Source organism: Thalassospira sp. HJ, assembly GCF_000948415.1.
GTDB lineage: Bacteria > Pseudomonadota > Alphaproteobacteria > Rhodospirillales > Thalassospiraceae > Thalassospira.
In genome coordinates this window covers 289,118-305,578 of sequence record NZ_JYII01000021.1, presented here as the reverse complement: position 1 = coordinate 305,578, position 16,461 = coordinate 289,118, and the positions used below count along the sequence as shown (strand labels likewise).

Annotated in this window: 15 protein-coding genes; 9 read left to right on the top strand and 6 right to left on the bottom strand. The window is 55.6% G+C overall.

Annotated features, from left to right (window positions below; genetic code table 11):
- The 3 genes from UF64_RS19185 to UF64_RS19175 all read right to left on the bottom strand — a co-directional run bounded on the left by UF64_RS19185 (position 1) and on the right by UF64_RS19175 (position 2,884).
- On the bottom strand, positions 1 to 1,269 hold the full coding sequence (locus tag UF64_RS19185; protein ID WP_044830194.1) for a TRAP transporter large permease: 1,269 nt from the start codon (positions 1,267 to 1,269) through the stop codon (positions 1 to 3).
- On the bottom strand, positions 1,266 to 1,748 hold the full coding sequence (locus tag UF64_RS19180; protein ID WP_044830193.1) for a TRAP transporter small permease: 483 nt from the start codon (positions 1,746 to 1,748) through the stop codon (positions 1,266 to 1,268). The genes UF64_RS19185 and UF64_RS19180 overlap by 4 nt, the downstream gene beginning before the upstream one ends.
- A 110-nt stretch (positions 1,749 to 1,858) precedes the next feature.
- Positions 1,859 to 2,884, bottom strand: coding sequence for a DctP family TRAP transporter solute-binding subunit (locus UF64_RS19175; RefSeq protein WP_044830192.1), 1,026 nt, complete (start codon positions 2,882 to 2,884; stop codon positions 1,859 to 1,861).
- Positions 2,885 to 3,335: 451 nt separating this feature from the next.
- Here UF64_RS19175 and UF64_RS19170 point away from each other — a divergent pair, with 451 nt between their 5' ends.
- The 4 genes from UF64_RS19170 to UF64_RS19155 all read left to right on the top strand — a co-directional run bounded on the left by UF64_RS19170 (position 3,336) and on the right by UF64_RS19155 (position 7,676).
- Positions 3,336 to 4,070 (top strand): Crp/Fnr family transcriptional regulator, encoded by a 735-nt coding sequence (locus UF64_RS19170; protein WP_044830191.1) that lies wholly within the window; start codon positions 3,336 to 3,338, stop codon positions 4,068 to 4,070.
- On the top strand, positions 4,054 to 5,418 hold the full coding sequence (locus tag UF64_RS19165) for an adenylate/guanylate cyclase domain-containing protein (protein ID WP_044830190.1): 1,365 nt from the start codon (positions 4,054 to 4,056) through the stop codon (positions 5,416 to 5,418). The genes UF64_RS19170 and UF64_RS19165 overlap by 17 nt, the downstream gene beginning before the upstream one ends.
- Before the next feature lie 117 nt (positions 5,419 to 5,535).
- Positions 5,536 to 6,021 carry a flagellar assembly protein FliW gene (fliW, locus tag UF64_RS19815; protein WP_152630735.1) on the top strand — a complete coding sequence of 162 codons (486 nt, stop codon included), beginning with the start codon at positions 5,536 to 5,538 and terminating at the stop codon, positions 6,019 to 6,021.
- A gap of 197 nt (positions 6,022 to 6,218) precedes the next feature.
- Positions 6,219 to 7,676 (top strand): DUF4139 domain-containing protein, encoded by a 1,458-nt coding sequence (locus tag UF64_RS19155; RefSeq protein ID WP_044830189.1) that lies wholly within the window; start codon positions 6,219 to 6,221, stop codon positions 7,674 to 7,676.
- A 77-nt stretch (positions 7,677 to 7,753) separates the two neighbouring features.
- Here UF64_RS19155 and UF64_RS19150 read toward each other — a convergent pair whose 3' ends face one another.
- A complete protein-coding gene (locus UF64_RS19150; RefSeq protein ID WP_044830188.1) occupies positions 7,754 to 8,368 on the bottom strand; it encodes a hypothetical protein in 615 nt (204 codons plus the stop codon).
- Positions 8,369 to 8,544: 176 nt separating this feature from the next.
- Between UF64_RS19150 and UF64_RS19145 the strand changes: the two genes are divergently transcribed.
- Positions 8,545 to 9,120, top strand: coding sequence for a hypothetical protein (locus tag UF64_RS19145; protein ID WP_044830187.1), 576 nt, complete (start codon positions 8,545 to 8,547; stop codon positions 9,118 to 9,120).
- A 312-nt stretch (positions 9,121 to 9,432) separates the two neighbouring features.
- Positions 9,433 to 10,389, top strand: a complete 957-nt coding sequence (locus UF64_RS19140) for a D-glycerate dehydrogenase (RefSeq protein WP_044830186.1) — start codon at positions 9,433 to 9,435, stop codon at positions 10,387 to 10,389.
- 77 nt (positions 10,390 to 10,466) lie between these two features.
- On the opposite strand, the gene UF64_RS19135 is transcribed toward UF64_RS19140, so the two are convergent.
- Positions 10,467 to 13,004 (bottom strand): PAS domain-containing sensor histidine kinase, encoded by a 2,538-nt coding sequence (locus UF64_RS19135; RefSeq protein WP_235285163.1) that lies wholly within the window; start codon positions 13,002 to 13,004, stop codon positions 10,467 to 10,469.
- Positions 13,005 to 13,110: 106 nt separating this feature from the next.
- Between UF64_RS19135 and UF64_RS19130 the strand changes: the two genes are divergently transcribed.
- The 3 genes from UF64_RS19130 (at position 13,111) to UF64_RS19125 (ending at position 15,977) form a co-directional block, all read left to right on the top strand.
- The gene (locus UF64_RS19130) at positions 13,111 to 14,556 is read left to right on the top strand and encodes an HD domain-containing protein (protein ID WP_235285162.1); all 1,446 of its coding nucleotides are present in this window, start codon (positions 13,111 to 13,113) and stop codon (positions 14,554 to 14,556) included.
- A gap of 80 nt (positions 14,557 to 14,636) precedes the next feature.
- On the top strand, positions 14,637 to 14,963 hold the full coding sequence (locus tag UF64_RS20470) for a hypothetical protein (protein WP_152630734.1): 327 nt from the start codon (positions 14,637 to 14,639) through the stop codon (positions 14,961 to 14,963).
- 78 nt (positions 14,964 to 15,041) lie between these two features.
- The gene (locus UF64_RS19125; protein ID WP_044830185.1) at positions 15,042 to 15,977 is read left to right on the top strand and encodes a DUF294 nucleotidyltransferase-like domain-containing protein; all 936 of its coding nucleotides are present in this window, start codon (positions 15,042 to 15,044) and stop codon (positions 15,975 to 15,977) included.
- A 25-nt stretch (positions 15,978 to 16,002) separates the two neighbouring features.
- Here the strand turns inward: UF64_RS19125 and UF64_RS19120 are convergent, their stop codons facing one another.
- Complete coding sequence (locus UF64_RS19120) at positions 16,003 to 16,383, bottom strand: 5-carboxymethyl-2-hydroxymuconate Delta-isomerase (RefSeq protein ID WP_044830295.1); 381 nt, start codon at positions 16,381 to 16,383, stop codon at positions 16,003 to 16,005.
- Positions 16,384 to 16,461: the final 78 nt, after the last annotated feature.

Below are 16,461 nucleotides of genomic sequence, written 5' to 3'. Positions count from 1 at the left end.
CTAAAATCCAAACAGATCGGGCAGGAATGTAACGATGCCCGGAACAAAGGTGATGATCAGCAACACCAGAAGTTCGACGATAAAGAACGGCATGATGGCGCGGATCATTCTAGCCATCCCGACCCCGGCCACCGCATCCGCAACAAACAGACACAGCCCCATCGGCGGCGTGATCAGGCCGATCATCAGGTTAAAGATCACGATGATCCCGAAATGGGTCGGATCAATGCCAAGGCTGATGGCAATCGGATGCAGGATCGGTACCAGAACCAGCATCGCGGCAATCCCTTCAAGCACCAGACCAACCGCCAAAAGCATCAGGTTGATCAGGATCAGGAAGGTGACCGGGCTATCGACATAGCCCAGAACGAACTTGCTGATGGTCTGCGGGATGCCGGCAAAGGTCATGAACCAGTTTGCGGCCGCCACCGTCGCCATGATGATCAGGATGCTCGATGAATCGCGCATCGCACCGGAAAAGATGCCCGGCAAATCACCCGGCTTCAGTTCGCGGAACACGAACAAACCAACGATCAGGGCATAAAACACCGCAAAGCTTGCCGCCTCGGTCGGGGTAACAATCCCCGCCAGGATCGACCCGATAACAAATACCGGCATGAACAGCGGAATAAGACCATTCCAGACGGCCTTGAGCTTCTCGCCCATATTCATGCGTTCGCGCGGCTTGGCGTGCGTTTTTACAAAGAAGCGCACATAAACCGACAACGCAATCGCCAGCAAAACACCCGGTACAATCCCGGCCAAAAACAGCGCCGGAACCGACACATTGGTCGTGATCAGCGCGTAGATAATCACCGGAATGCTCGGCGGAATGATCGGGCCAATGACCGACGATGCCGCTGTCAGGGCCGCGGCAAAGTCACGCGGATAGCCTTCCTTTTCCATCGACGGAATAAAGATACGCCCGATCGCCGAAGTGTCGGCAACGGCCGAGCCCGAAAGACCGGCAAAAATCACCGATGACCAGATATTGACCTGTGCCAGACCTGCCTTGGCGTGCCCGACAAGCGCATTGGCAAGATTGATCACGCGCGATGTGATGCCACTGGCATTCATCAGCTCGCCCGCCAGAACAAACAACGGGATCGCAAGGATCGTAAAGCTGTCCATACCGGCAAAAATACGCTGCGGCAAAAGATCAAGGCCGAACGTGCCGGTACTGATATAGGCCACCAGTGCAAGGGCGATGGCAAAGGCCACCGGTGCCCCGATCGCAAGCAGGGCCAAAAGGGTAACGCCGGTAATCATGCCTCACCCCCGGTGGAATTCTGATCAAGGTAGGATGCAAGGCGCAGAATGGCGGCAATCGCCAGGCAAACACCACCAACGGTGATCGCGATTTGCGCCCAATACATCTGAATGCCGATACCCGATGCAACAATGCCACCGCGCTTGGCGGCAAAGATATAGCCCGCATAGGCAAGGATACTGCCCAGAACCAGCGTCGCGGCATCAACAATGATTGCGAGCTTGCGACGGATACGTTTGGGAATGGTATCAACGACAATACTGAAGGTGATCTGGGTACCCTGCAGATAGGCATAAGCCACACCAAACATGCAGCCATAGATCATCGCGTATTTCGCGACTTCTTCGCTCCATTGCAGCGGGGAAGAAAACAGATAGCGGCTGACACTGCCGGCAAAAACAACACCGAAGACAACGAGGATACTCAACCCCGAAAGCCCGGCGAGCAAACGCTTAAACGCATTCTCGGTGCGTTGCATGGGTTCCCCCGGATCACTCTGAAAATTATTATTATGCTTTTAAAAGCACGGTGGCGGGAAAAAAGGGCAGGTCAGGTGCAAGGAGGAGCACCCGACCCGCCAAAGACCGATTACATCGAAGCTTCAGCTTCAGAAACGGCAGTCTGCAGTTTTTCAATCCAGGCCGCATCGATCTGGCCCGAAAGCCATTCGATCACAGCCGGCTGTGCCGCATCACGGAACATCTTGAGCTGTTCGGCGGTCGGCGTGGTCACTTCCATGCCTTCTTCTGCCAGCTTGGCAACGCCTTCGGCAGAGTTGAACTGCTGAATCGAACGGCCAACGTTCGATGCAACACCGGCAGCGCGACGCAGAAGTGCCTGATCAGCTTCCGAAAGGCTCTGATAGGTTGCTTCGTTGATCACGATGAAGTCGGTGCCATATACGTGACGGTCAAGCGTCAGGTATTTCTGCATTTCATAGAACTTGTTGGCATAGATCACGCTGATCGGGTTTTCCTGACCGTCGACCGTACCGGTGGTCAGTGCAGTCGGAACTTCCGGCCACGGAATCGGGGTCGGATCACCACCAAGTGCCTTGACCATTTCCACGAACAGCGGAACGGTCATGACACGGATTTTCAGACCTTCCATGTCTTTCGGCTCGGCAACAGCGCGCTGCGAGTTGGTGAAGTTACGGAAACCGGTTTCACCATATGCAAGCGTACGCAGGCCGGTTTTTTCCAGGCAGTGTGCAGCAAGCTCTTCACCGAAACCGCCATCCAGAACTTTCCAGGCCACGTTGGCATTCGGGAAAACATAAGGAATATCGAGAACGGCTGCCTCAGGGCAAACCTTGGAGAACGGACCGGAAACCATCGACATGGCAAGGGTGCCGTCCTGGGTATTCTGCAGCAGATCGGTTTCACCGCCCAGCGCACCAGCCGGGAACAGTCCGACCTCAATACGGCCACCGGATTCTGCTTCGACAATGTTCTTAAAGACTTGTGACGCCGCACCTTTTTTCGAGGTGGTCCACTCTGCCGGGTCAACGTGGGCAAAGTTCAGGGTGACGTCGGCTGCCTGCGCGGAAAATCCGAATGACGCAGCAGCAATGGATACGGCGCCAAACAAGGCGCCCTTGGAAATCATCTTCATTACTTCCTCCCGTTTAAAACGACATCCGCAGACCGAAGTTGCTTTTGACTCTCTTGTTCTTGTGCGGTCCTTGTTCGGAATTAGGATAATTTAAAAAACATAGGAGATTTTGTCAAACGTTCTATGTTTTAGCCAAAAGTCGCACGAACCAAGGCTTTGCACCCTGCACTTGGCATCACAAACCTCCACCCATGGTTTTGTTTTAGCGTCAAATTCCTGACAAAAAGCGATGCTTTAAGAAGCCTAAGCTTGGGGGAGGGCTGTCTGAATTTCAAACCATACAGATCAGGAATCTGGCCAAACCCCGCGCCTTCGAACGGTATGCGCGCAGGTAAATCTGCCAACTGCCAAGTGTAAAACAGCTTGCTGCAAAACAGGATAATTGTGCTACTTTGGCAGTCAAATCGTTCGATTCGTCCCTTGAAACGAAACCATTTTCAAAGTGAACTCCGTGAACAGTGTAACCGGCCCAAAATCACCGCAACTTGCGAAAGTCGCTTCGCGCATTCTGGCAGGCAGCTTCCTGTTCGAGGATCTTGATCCCGAACTGCTCGAACAGCTTTCCAACCAGGCCACAGTGCGCCGACTTGAAGATGGCCAGTTGCTGTTTGAAAAAGGGGCACCGGCAGACGGCCTTTATGCGGTCGAAGCCGGCAAGGTTCGCATTTCCTCGGTCTCGGAAACCGGCAAGGAAATCGTGCTGAACGTTCTCGCACCCGGCGCAGTTTTCGGGGAAATCGCCTTGCTTGATGGCGAACCGCGCACCGCAACCGCGCGTGCCGTTGGCCCGACCCGCACCCTTTTCATTTCACGCGATGACTTCTTTGAAATCTTTGACCGCGAAGCACCGCTGCGCCGTCACATCACGGCCCTTCTGTGCCGTCGTCTGCGCTGGGTAAGCGACCTGCTTGAAGATGCCAATTTCCTGGATCTGACGGCGCGCCTGATCAAACGCATCCTGTGGCTGGCCGAACGTCATGGCGGCCCGGATCCCGAAGGCATCCGTATTGCCCTGCCCCTGTCGCAGCAGGAACTCGGTCTGATGCTGGGTGTCACGCGTGAAGCGGTGAACAAGAAACTCCGCGAACTTGAAAAACAGGGGATGATCACGCGCCGTGACGGTCGTCTGGTCATCAAGGACAGCGAAGGGCTGAAACAACTTCTTGCTGATGCCGTCAAAAACTGAACCGTCGAATACACTGTTTGAACGTTTGGTCGCCCGCGAGGAAAAGCGCGGGCTGATGCTTGTCGCCTTCCTGCGCATCTGTCTTCTCGCTTTCATCCTGCTGCTGTTTAGCAAACCTGATTCCCCGACCGGCAAGCTCTATACCCTGCTCGAAGTCCTCGCCTGGTTCATCCCCGGCGTGTTCGTACAATTGTTCGTCGCCTTTCGCGGCGACAAAGCCTACTGGATGATCTATCTGCTCGCCGTGATTGATGCGGCACTGATCGTCTATGTCTCGGTCGTTCCTGATCCGCTGAACCCGTTGCTTGATCATCCGGCATGGCTTTATGGCTTTGTCGTACGTGACCGTGGCGTGGTCTTTTCCATGATCATGATGGCGATCATCATCATGACCTTCTCACCGCGCCTGATCTTGTGGTTTGGCTTCTGGCTCTTTGTATCCTGGTGCGGGGCAATCTGGTGGCTGATGACCCGGCCCGGCGTCATCGTATCCCAGCATTTCGGCGATGAATGGAACCCGACGCAGCAGGAAATTATCGATACCTACAACCTGCCCGAATTTGTCGATATCTCGGCGCTTGCCGAACAGGTGATCATTGTCATCGTCTTCACGCTGGCCTGTGCGGTGATGGTTTCGCGTTTGCGCGTTCTGATCAATCAGTCGGCCGCGTCCGAACGCGCGCACGGCAATCTTGCACGCTATTTCCCGACCGCCCTTGCCGATCAGTTGGCCGATCGTGACGAACCGGTGCGTGTCGGTGAACGGCGCGAATGCGTCATTCTGTTTGCCGATGTCATCGGCTTTTCGCGCTTTGCCGAAAAGCGCGACCCGCAGGAAGTCATGCGCTTTCTCAACCAGTTCCATCAGATCGCTACATCGCAAATCGGCGCCTATGGCGGCATTGTCGAAAAGTATATTGGTGATGCGGTAATGGCGAGTTTCGCCGCCTTCGATGATCTTGAACATCCAGCCGCCAACGCGCTTTGCGCAGCCCAGGCCATCATCACCCAGGTCGCCGAATGGCAGGCCAAAGATCCGGCCAATGGCGATGCCCCGCTTGAGATCGGCGTGGGCCTTAATTTCGGTCCGGCGGTTGTCGGCGATATCGGCCAGCGCGAGGCGGTGACACCCGCCGTCATTGGTGCCACGGTCAATCTGGCCGCCCGTCTTGAAAAGGCCACCCGCGAACTGGGCAGCGACACGGTCATGAGCGAACAATTCGCCAGCCGCCTACGCAAAGAAGCCCCGATCGCCGCCCCGATCCTGCTGGCGCGTTACAGCCAGACGCAAACCATTCAGGTCAAAGGATTTAGCGAACCTGTGGGGGTTCTCTTTAACGCCTGCTAAATAAACGCCTGATAGAATGCCTTCCGGTCTGCCAAACCCTTGAATCTTGGGCATACCAATCCAAAATGCTTGGATAATTCTTGGTTAAGCTTGAAACCGGATCTGCAGGAGGGCGCGATGGCGACCACGAAAGGCTCGAACCCAACGGCCACGGATGCCGTCCCGTCCGCCGTAAAACTGACCACCCTTTTTGGTGAACGCGAATTTGCCTGGGACAAAGCGATCTATTTCCCCGCCGGTCTCAAGGGCTTCCCCGATCACAACGTCTTTGCCCTTGCGAGCTTCCCGGGCGAAGGCGGCAGTGCCTTTCTTTTGATGCAATGCCTGACCGAACCGGAACTGGCCTTTATCGTCGCCCCCTATAACCTTGAAAGCGACACCATCCGCCCGGAACATCTTGAACAGGCCTTTGGCATTCACGGCATCAAGAAAAATGATGGAGCGGTTTTGCTGATCGTGACCCTGCACAAGCCAGATGACGGTCCGTTTAGCATGTCGGTTAATCTGCGCGCCCCGATCATTCTCGATACCGCCCGTCAGGCTGCCTACCAGCATCACCTGCCAGAAGCTGGCGGCTATTCGTTCCATCACGACCTGGGCTGATCAACCGCCTTCCCTGAACGCAACATGGCCTCGCGGCGGCACCTGTCTGGTGCGCGCCCGAACACGCTCGCGTGGGATCAAACTGCTTGCCTCATTCTTGAAATCGTCCCCACATGTCCTTGATCCTGCCACTTTTTCAAGCAAAGGTAGCAGCGTAAAAACAGGACCATACACTCCATCATAAAAAGGGATCGGGAATGTCTGCAGCATTGCGCAATCGTTTCGCACTGGCGGCTTTGTTGGGCTCGGCGGTATTTTTCGGACAGGATATCGAGGCAGCCCGCGCGCAAAGCCCGTCTGTCGGACTATCGGCCGATAACCGCACCAACCTGCAGCTCACCGTTTATCCGGGCAATCTGTCATTGATCACCGAACAGCGTGACGCAACCATCCCCGAAGGCCAAAGCACCCTTCGCATTGATGGCCTGCCGCGCACGATTATGAATGATTCCTTCCTGCTTGGCACCGCCAAGGACGCCGATCTTGTCTGGTCATCGCTGCGCAACCGCAACAACGGCTCAAACGCCCTTGATGATTTGCTGCGCGATCAGATCGGTAAAACCGTCACCATTCGTCGTGACGATGACCTGATCGAAGGCACCCTTGTTGCCCTGACCCATGTGGCATTGGTCGAAACCGATGCCGGGATCGAACGGGTCGCCCTTGATCAGGTGATCATTTCCGAACTCCCCGATGGCTTTACCACCGCACCGACCCTTGATGCCGATATCGCAACCGGTGCACCGCTTGACCATGTTTCGATGGCCTATCTTCTGGGCGGGATCGGCTGGAACACGTCCTATACCGCCTATTACGACCGCGCGGAAAACAGCTTGAAACTGACCGCCATCGCCAAGGTGATGAACGCATCGGGCAGCGACTATGATGATGCGTCCTTGCGACTGGTGGCAGGCGATCCCAACCGGGTTCAGCAGCCACCGATGGTGAAGGCCGCGCGTACTGAAATGATGATGTCGGCTGTTGCCGATGTCGGGGCATCGGCCGCAAGCGCGCCGGAACGGGCAAGCTTTGAAAACCTGCATGTCTATGGTCCGTTTAACGGACTTTCGATGAAGGATGGCGACACGGTGATCTTGCCGTTGCTCGACCCGCAGGTTCTGCCGGTCAAGCGTCGCGCAATCTTCACCGCCGCAAGCAGCGTCTATAATATGGAGCAGCGCAACGGCGAGAAGTTCGTTCGCCCCGAACTTGAAATCGACATCACCAACGAAGGCGGCAAAGACGCCAGAAGCCCGTGGCCCGATGGCATCGTGCGCATCTACGCCAAGACGCCTGCAGGCGACACCGGCTATCTGTCAGAAGACATGATTTCGCTGACCCCGATCGGGCAGGATGCGACCTTGCGTCTGGGCAGGGCAAGTGATCTGAACGGCACGCGTGATGTGGTCGCGTTGGATCGCAAGGCGCGTGCAAACCTGCCAGACGCGGTCAGCGCGGATCTGAAATGGACCATCCGCAACACCAGCGACCGGGTTGAAACCGTCACCATCCGTGAAGACATCCCCGTTGATTGGAAAGTCACCGCCGAAAGCCACAAGCACGAGCGTGACCAACCCAACCAGATCAGCTGGGAAATCGATGTCCCGGCCAATGGCGATGTGACGCTGACCTGGTCGGTCGCAAGCACCCGCTAAGCGGCACTTCCAAACCCAATACAAAACGGCCACAGGGGCACATCCCTTGTGGCCGTTTTGCGTTGTTCTGCATTTTCTCAACCCTTGCCACGCATGCTGTAAAACGCCTTGGCCAGTGGCATAAGCACACTGGCATCGGGCAACTGATCTGTTCGGCTACACAGATCGGCATAGATACAAATCAGCTTGGTTAGAAGGATAAACGCATCCTGATTGCGCATGCCGGCAAATTTGCCAAGCACCTCGACCGCCTCGCACGCCGCATCGCGCGCCAGATCAAGCTTCCCCGCCCCCTGCAGGGCCAGAACAAGTGCCGCCAGTGAATAACCCAGATCAAGCCGCTCATTATCATCCTTGCGCCCGACGCAATTGCGCAACCGATCCTGGCGCAGCTCGACTGCCTGACAGGCCGCATCAACGGCCCACTCCCATTCGCCTGCCTCGATCTCAAGCGCGGCCCGGTTATTCAGGCTAAGTGCCAACCCCGCCACCGCCGCATCGCGTGTGGTCGGCAAATGCAGCGAGAAAATCGCATCCGCCGCATCAAACAGGGTCAATGCCGCTTCGCGCTGATCGGGTGTGTGGTTACTGGCCATTTCAAGGTAAAGCCGCGCGACCGCAAGCGAGTTGGGATCGGTCTGTTCAAGATAGGACAAGCGCAACGCATATTCTTCGTCCGTATTGTCCGTCATCCTGATCCCGCCACCTCTTTTCCACGCCAAAGGCCCGAATGGCCGTGCATCAAAAGACGTTTGGCAAGCCCACCTTGTGAAGGACCGGCATTCGGAGATAAGCTGTTTCCCTTCGTCTGGCAGACTGCTAGACAATCGGGATCAGAGTTGCCCCAAAATCCGGAAAACAGCCCCAGATGAGTACATCCAGCGAAACCCTGCGCGCCCTTTACGGCACTTGGCGTCTTGCCCGTGGCGACACGCAAGGTCTTGGATTTTTTAACTTTTCGATTGAGGGGTTCTGGCGCTCGTTTCTCGCAGCCGCCATTGTGTTCCCGGCATTCGCCCTGTTGCGCTGGAACGATATCTTTGATGCGCCCGAAGGTTTCCCGGCTACGCGGTACATGCTGGTCGAGACCATCGCCTATGTCATCAAATGGGTCGCATTCCCGCTGATCATGTTCCACGTCATTCCGATGCTGGGCCGTGCCGAACGCTACATCGCGTTTATCACCGTCTATAACTGGGCAAGCGTGCTTCAGATGGGGCTTTATCTGGCCGCCTTGCTGCTCGGTGTTTTGTTCCCCGCGCTCGGGGCCGATGGCTTTGTCTTTATCGCAGTGATCGCGACACTGGTTTATGGCGTCTATATCGCCAAGCTAACGCTTTCGGTATCGATCCCGACCGCCAGCACGATTGTTTTGGCCGACTTCCTGCTGTCGCTGGTGATTACATCTATCGGTATCCGCCTGGCCGTCGGGCAGTTACTATAGGGTCCGGACCTATTAATTTGATTTGAATGGCAGACGTTATATTTGTGAAATCCAAGGAAAAGCCCGCCGGGCGGGTCGGTATCCCGGCCAAGGGATTTGACGCAGGAGTTTGCAAATATAACGTCTGTCCTTCGGATTAACCGGATTTGCACGGGCTACTTTGTCGCAAAGCCTGGAAAGATGCATATCTTCCGGCGGTTTTGCTTCGCGTATCCGCACAAATCCGGTGAACCATTCACACCAAATTAATAGGTCCGGACCCTAGGGTCATTGAAAGCTTAAAAACAAAACCGCTTCAGGGAGAAACACACAATGAAACCCGTTCTTGCCGTAACCCGTCGCTTGCCCGATGCCGTCGCAAAGCGCGCCGCCGAAAGTTACGACATCCGAACCCAGGAAGATGACGATCCCCTGACCCGTGCTGAAATCCTCGCCCTCTGTCATGGCGCGGATGCCGCCCTTGTTTCGGTCGGCGATCCGATTGATGCCGAGTTTTTCGATCATCTTTCCGACAGTGTCAAAATCGTCGCCACCTTCTCGGTCGGGACCGATCATATTGATCTGGCCGCCGCCAAGAAAAAGGGTGTGATTATCGGCAACACGCCGGGCGTTCTGACCGATGCCACGGCTGATATCGCCTGGCTTCTGATCCTTGGTGCCGCCCGACGCGCAAGCGAGGGCGAGGCCGAAGTCCGCAACGCCAGTTGGTCAAGCTGGCGTCCGACCCATCTGATGGGAACGCAAGTCACGGGCAAGAAACTCGGCATCGTTGGCATGGGCCGCATTGGTCAGGCCGTTGCCAAACGCGCGCGCGGCTTTGATATGGATATCCATTATTACAACCGCCGCCAATTGCCCGCCGATCAGGAAATGGGTGCAACCTATCACGACAGCATCGAGGGCCTTTTGCCCCATTGTGATTTCCTGTCGCTGCATTGCCCGTCGACCCCGGAAACGCGCGGCATGGTCAATACGGACTTTATTTCCAAACTGCCCGATGGTGCGATCATCGTGAACACCGCGCGCGGCGATGTGGTCAATGACAAGGATCTGATTGCCGCCCTGAAATCAGGCAAACTGACCGCTGCAGGCCTCGATGTTTTTGCTGGCGAACCGAATATCGAACCGGCCTATCGCGACCTTGCAAACACCTTCCTGCTGCCGCATCTGGGCTCGGCCACGGTTGAAACCCGCAACGCCATGGGCTTCCGGGCGCTTGATAACATTGATGCCTTTATCGCCGGCAAGGACGTCCCGTTTACGGTCTGATTAACCCGGATCACCAAACAAAACAAAAGGCGCCGCAAGGCGCCTTTTTTCGTATCCATAGGGTAACCAGTCAGACCCTAACCGAGATCGCTTTCCTCGCCCGCCGGCAGGATGCAGGCGATCTCGCGGCCATCGCGGCTGATCTTGACCCGCCCGCCATGGATTTCGACGACGGCGCGCACCATCGCCATGCCAAGGGCACGGCGGGCCGACGGGGATTCGCCATCGCGCAGGCCTTCAAACAGCATCGGCTGTGGTGCTTCATCCGAAAGCGATATCGATATTTCGATATCTTCACCGCGCCGACGCGCGACCACGGAAACCTCGCTGCCTTCGGGAGCGGTGCGCAGCACGTTGGTCACCAGAATGAACAATGCCTGTTTCAGGCGGCGCTCATCAGCCACCATCCAGCCGATCTGGCGCGAACAATATAGACGCAGCGATACATTAAGCTCCGCCAGCCGCGCACGCGTCAGCGCCTCAAGCGAGCGCAGCAAACGACGCGGATCAACGGTATCAAGCTCAAGTGCGACCTGCCCCGATCCAAGCGTCGCCAGATCGCGCATGTCATCAACCAGCGCCAGCATGCTTTGCGCTTCGGTCCGGATGGTTTCAACCGACCGCGCCACATTCCCGGTCAAATGCGGGATCAGGCGATCAGACTCGCCATTGATGTGATCAAGCGGCTTGGTCAATTCGCGCGAGACTGTCGAAATAAAGTCCGACTTCATCTGATCAGCGGTGCGGAGCGCCTCGTTACGTTCACGAAGCGCACGTTCCACCCGGATCGTGTCGGTGACATCGATATAAGACATCATCACCGCCCCATCAGGCAACGGCACAATGGCGAAATCGATGATCGAATTATCTGATCGTTCCAACCGGCCATTCATCGGCTCATGGTTGGTGATCCGCGCGACCATGCGGTTCTTGAACTTTTCCCAATCATCGCGTTCGCGCCAGTAGTCCTTGGATTTCTCGACCACATCGGCCAGATGCGGCGACACATCAAGGAAGGTACTTTCAAGGCCCCACAGATCGGCAAAGCCATGGTTATAAAGCCGCAAACGCCCATCACCACTGATCACGCCGACCGCCTCATGCAGGCTTTCAAGCGTCTCGCGCTGAACCGCGATCAAGGTGTTATAGGAACTTTCCAGAACCAGCTTGTCAGTCACATCCTCATAGACAAACATCAGCCCGCCAAACGGATGCGGCGAGATAAACCGCCTGAGCGTCATACCATTTGGCAGATGCATCAGGTCTTCTTCAGGTTTGAGAAGATCGGTAAACCGCTGGTTCTCGGTATTGCGGAACTGGGTGAAGTCGGTGACTTCGGGCAGTTTGCGTTCATCGCGCAAACGCCGCAAAACATCATCATGGGTCGGCTCGGTCCAGAGCCACTCGTCATCCAGATCCCAAAGCTTGGTGAAAGCGGTGTTAAAGAAGATAAGCCCCTTGTCCCCACCATAAACCGCGATCGCCGTGCCAAGGTTTTCCAGTACCTCGGCATGGGCGCGAATATGGCGCGAAAGATCGGACTGCAATTCCTCGACCGGGGTGCAATCAATCGCAAAACCGATCACACCACCGGCGTCATCGCCAGTTTGCCCGTCACCATCCGGCATTTCGGTAATGCGCAGCAATTTGCGATCACCGCGAATGACAACATGGAAATCACGCGTCAGGCTTTCATTATTGCGCTGAACCGATGCCGCCAGCGACCGCCCGTGATCGGGGATCACCCCGGCACCGATTTCCGATTGTGTCGCCAGCGCATCTTCGATGGTGTCGCGTTCCACCGCATCGGCATAGGCCATGTTGCAATCAATCAGGCGAAGCTCGCTATCGCGGCGCCAGACCGGGAAAGGCAGGCTATCAAGCGCCTGACGCAGGCCCGATACTTCATGCTTGAGTAACTGAAAATCACCAAACTGGCTTTCACGTTCGCGAGAATGGCGGGTTTCATCGCGGAACCACAAACCATGCGCCAGAACGTCTGATGACCGATCCTTGCGCGCGGCCATGCCGGTCACATGGAATTTGCGCTCATCAAGGGTGGTGACCCACAATTCAAACCGGTCATGCCCGGATTTAAGGTTGCGCACTCGTTCCTTCAGCGCATCCGCATCTTCATCGCGCAGAAGATCAAGCACATCGGGAAAACGCCCATCCTGACCCAGCTGAAAGGCACGTTTAAGCGACGGACTGGCCCCCTCGGCAAAGCCATGGCGGCTCCAGTAATAAACAGGGTCCGGACCGGCAAACAGAAGCTGGGTGAAAAGCTCGGTCTCACCGGCCAGTTCATGTTCGTGATCTTCAACTTCCTCAAGATGGCGGCGCATCCGAAGCGACAGTCGCCAGCCAACCCAGCCGGCAATTGCAGCCCCACCAACGGCCGCCAGTCCCACCACCAGCCAATCACGATCACTTAGCCCCGCAAGGCTTCCGAAAATCGTCGCACCAATCCCGTCAGGCTGGGCCACTTGGGCCGCCGTCGCATCACCATTCCCGCCGGAATTCACACGGAACTTTTCCTGCGCCCACGCGGTACGCGAGAGACTCAGCAACGCAAACACCGCACCCACACCCCGCCAAACGGCAGAACGCGACAAATCGGACAGTCTGCGCAAAATCGCCACCGCCTTTTTGTCTGCTCCAACCTGTCTGGAAGCTTGCTCGGATGCTTGCCGTGTCACGTGTTGTTAACCGTTTGTGTTTATGAGCTATTATTATGGTGAAAACGATGTGCTTTTACCACCGTTTCGCATCATCGCGACAACAGCCTTGTCTGCTGGCGTGTTTGGCGGCGAAACCCTGCGGAAAAACCGCAATGACATGGCTTTTGAATCGGGCTATGTGTGCGGGACCACATTTAACAACAGACAAGACGTACCCGTCATTTCCAAGATGAGCCCAAAACCGCAGCTAGATCTTTTTGCACCGCGCGCGGAGCCCAAGCCCGCTGCGCCACAAAAGGACTCTGCCGCGCTCAAGGCAGCCGCAAAGCCGGCTCCGGAAATCGGTGATCTGTTCGATACCAATTTCAATGCCGATGACATCGCCGAATGGGAACTGCTGTTTCGCGATGTGCCGCAATATAACTACCATTTCAAGCGTGCCCAGATCGCCTCGGCCTTTGACCGGCCGCTGCACAAAAAACTGATCGCATCACCGGCGTTTGAACGGTTGCGCGAAATCTCGTTTTTGGGTGCCATCGACTATCTGTTCCACCCCAATGGTCGTCCGGCCAATATCCGCCATTCGCGCTATGACCACACAATCGGTGTGGCCCTGCTGTCGCAACGCTATTGCCGCCTCATGGGACTGTCGGATGCCGATTGCGATCTTCTCGGCGCTGCTGCCCTGTTGCACGATATCGGCCATGGTCCGTTTTCCCATACGCTGGAACCGGAATTTGCCCGGCGCTTTAACCGCAACCACCATCAACTGACCAATCAGATCATCACGGGCGAGGTCGATCTCGACCTGTCGGTCAATCATCTGCTGGTCAAGCATGGTGTGGATCCGGACGCGGTGATTGCCCTTCTGTCGAAAAAGTCCGATCACCCGCATGCCGCCCTGTTTGCTGGCCCGGTCAATATCGACACGCTCGAAGGCATCAGTCGCACCAAGACTTACGTCCATCCCAACCATGTGCATTGCCATCCGCGCCTGCTGCTCGAAGCAGCGGTCAAGCTTGATGCGGAATCGCTCAAGCGCCTGGATAAGTTCTGGCAGCTCAAGGAAGACATCTATCGCAATTTCATCTTTGGTCCGATGTGCTTTGCCACCGACCATCTGTGCCGCGAATTTGTCGTCAAAAACGCGCCTGACTTCGCCGCTGATGATTTCCTGCTGACCGAAAAGGCATTCCTCAACAGCCACCCGCCCTTCAAGAAGTTCCTGCACAGTCTCAAGAACCGTATTGAACTGGATGGCGTTGCCGATGCGGTTGACCATCAGATCAGTGCGTCGGCCAGCACGTTTGATCTCAACGAGGCCAAGGTCCCGCGGCGTGAATTCCACATCAACAAGGATGTCGAAGTCCGCTGCTTTGCCGATCTGTCAAAACGCTATTACGAGGAAAAGCATTCCTTCCTTAGGCGTGTCGGCAGCCTGACCGACCCGGCCCAGCAGGCGGCTGCGGCAAGCCTGTTTGATTAACTTAGCGCGGGATTCTCGCCTAAAGAGATAAAAGGCAATACACTACTTCCGGTGGATTTTGATTTAGGGAGATAGTGCAAGTGGAAATATCCCGTCACGCCTCAAAAAGTAATCACGGCGAACAGCAAACAAGCGCGCAGATTGATGCACTTTATGTTCGCGATGACCATATTGAAATTCATTCAAAAGCAGTCAGAGAGTTTCGTTCGAGCGACCCAACAAAACACGACTATACCTTCAAGCTATCATTTGAGGAATTTAGAGAAGTAGTTTCTGTAATTTCGGAGCAAGCAGCAAAGAGACCGTCAGCTTTTGAGGAAGCTGTTTCCCCAATTTTAAAAGATCTACTAGTTCTTCAAACAGTAGGTTCAGGCTCATACAAGATCCCGAAAATTTCTAAAGACTAATTACACACAGTGTTAATAGTTAGCAGTTACCTGTACTCTTTACTAATCAACGAGTCGCACTAAGGGGCTGAGCTCAGCTTGTTACCGCAAACCATCGCATCCAATCAGCACTACTCGGCCACCCGTCTGGCCGAGATGCGCGACGCGTTGGGCAAAAGCCTGTCGGGCGATACATTCTGCGTGGTGGTCACCGGCTCCTATGGCCGGCATGAAGCATCCGATCAATCCGATCTCGATTACTTCATCATCGGCCGCGAAGCCGAACGCAGTCAGGCCCCGCACCAACAGGTCGCCGATATCCTGGGCAAGATGGTCACCAAAAAGCCTGCGGTAAACGGCCCGTTTTCGTCCTATATCACGGCTGAAGAACTGGTAAATCGCATCGGGCTTGATGGCGACACCAACTCGATCACCACCCGCCGCCTGCTGTTTTTGCTCGAATGTGAATGGCTTTATAACGAGGCGGGCAAACGCAAATTCTTTGATGATCTGATCGCCAACTACGTCACCAGTTCCGTCACACGCGATTCCATCGCGCGTTTTCTGGTCAATGACGTGATCCGCTACTACCGCACCATTAGCGTCGATTTTGAAATCAAAACCCGCGAGGGCGACGCCAGCAAGGCCTGGGCACCAAGACGCCTGAAACTGGTTTTCTCGCGCAAGATGCTTTATTTCGGCGGCATTATCGCTGCAGCTGAAACTGCTGGCCGGGATTATGCGGGTAAACGTGAAAAACTGTCGGAACTTTTACAGCTCCCACCGATCACGCGACTGCAAACCGTGTTCGGGGAAAAAAGCCTGCCCGCACTCGAACTTTATGACCGCTTCTTAAGCGAACTGTCCGACCCGGACGTCCGTGCGCGCCTTGATGGTGTCGGACCGCATGATCGCAATGATACGGAACTGCGATCACTCCTTGATGCTGGCAAGGGCTTCTCGCGCGAGCTGATCAAACTGCTCAATGACCGCTATGGCCCGGATCATCCGATCCACGAAGCGCTTTTGATGTAATCATCAATCCCGGGGAACCCCGTGCTCAGGACGCGCGCGGGCCTTCGGTGATGTGCTTGAAATAGTTTTCCCGATCAAGGTCATGCACCTCGACAGTGAATTGCACCTGATAGTCACCCACCAGCCATTCCAGCCGATCAATCAGGGCGGCAAGGGCGGCCTCGCCGGTGGCAAATTTCACCGCATTGATCCGGCCTGACAGCAACCGGATATCAAGATGGACCATGGCGTTCTTGGCATCGCCATCCCCGATCACGACATTTTCCAATGGTGTAATCCGGGTCTTGAAGGAATCCAGATCCGCATCAGCTTCGCGGGCAATCACATAATGCAGATCAACCGCCAGCTTGGACAATTCATCCTTGATCGGCAATTGGGCGGAATACTCGATTTCAAGTTGCGGCATGACGGCCATCCATCTGACAAGTTTGAATGTTTCTAACAACTTGCGGTGTCTATAGATACCAAAAAAGCCGGCCTGAAT

Coding starts and splice junctions, on each gene's coding strand:
- UF64_RS19185 (WP_044830194.1), bottom strand. CDS start 1,269: ATGATTACCGGCGTTACCCTTTTGGCCCTGCTTGCGATCGGGGCACCG.
- UF64_RS19180 (WP_044830193.1), bottom strand. CDS start 1,748: ATGCAACGCACCGAGAATGCGTTTAAGCGTTTGCTCGCCGGGCTTTCG.
- UF64_RS19175 (WP_044830192.1), bottom strand. CDS start 2,884: ATGAAGATGATTTCCAAGGGCGCCTTGTTTGGCGCCGTATCCATTGCT.
- UF64_RS19165 (WP_044830190.1), top strand. CDS start 4,054: ATGCCGTCAAAAACTGAACCGTCGAATACACTGTTTGAACGTTTGGTC.
- fliW (WP_152630735.1), top strand. CDS start 5,536: ATGGCGACCACGAAAGGCTCGAACCCAACGGCCACGGATGCCGTCCCG.
- UF64_RS19155 (WP_044830189.1), top strand. CDS start 6,219: ATGTCTGCAGCATTGCGCAATCGTTTCGCACTGGCGGCTTTGTTGGGC.
- UF64_RS19150 (WP_044830188.1), bottom strand. CDS start 8,368: ATGACGGACAATACGGACGAAGAATATGCGTTGCGCTTGTCCTATCTT.
- UF64_RS19145 (WP_044830187.1), top strand. CDS start 8,545: ATGAGTACATCCAGCGAAACCCTGCGCGCCCTTTACGGCACTTGGCGT.
- UF64_RS19140 (WP_044830186.1), top strand. CDS start 9,433: ATGAAACCCGTTCTTGCCGTAACCCGTCGCTTGCCCGATGCCGTCGCA.
- UF64_RS19130 (WP_235285162.1), top strand. CDS start 13,111: ATGAGCTATTATTATGGTGAAAACGATGTGCTTTTACCACCGTTTCGC.
- UF64_RS19120 (WP_044830295.1), bottom strand. CDS start 16,383: ATGCCGCAACTTGAAATCGAGTATTCCGCCCAATTGCCGATCAAGGAT.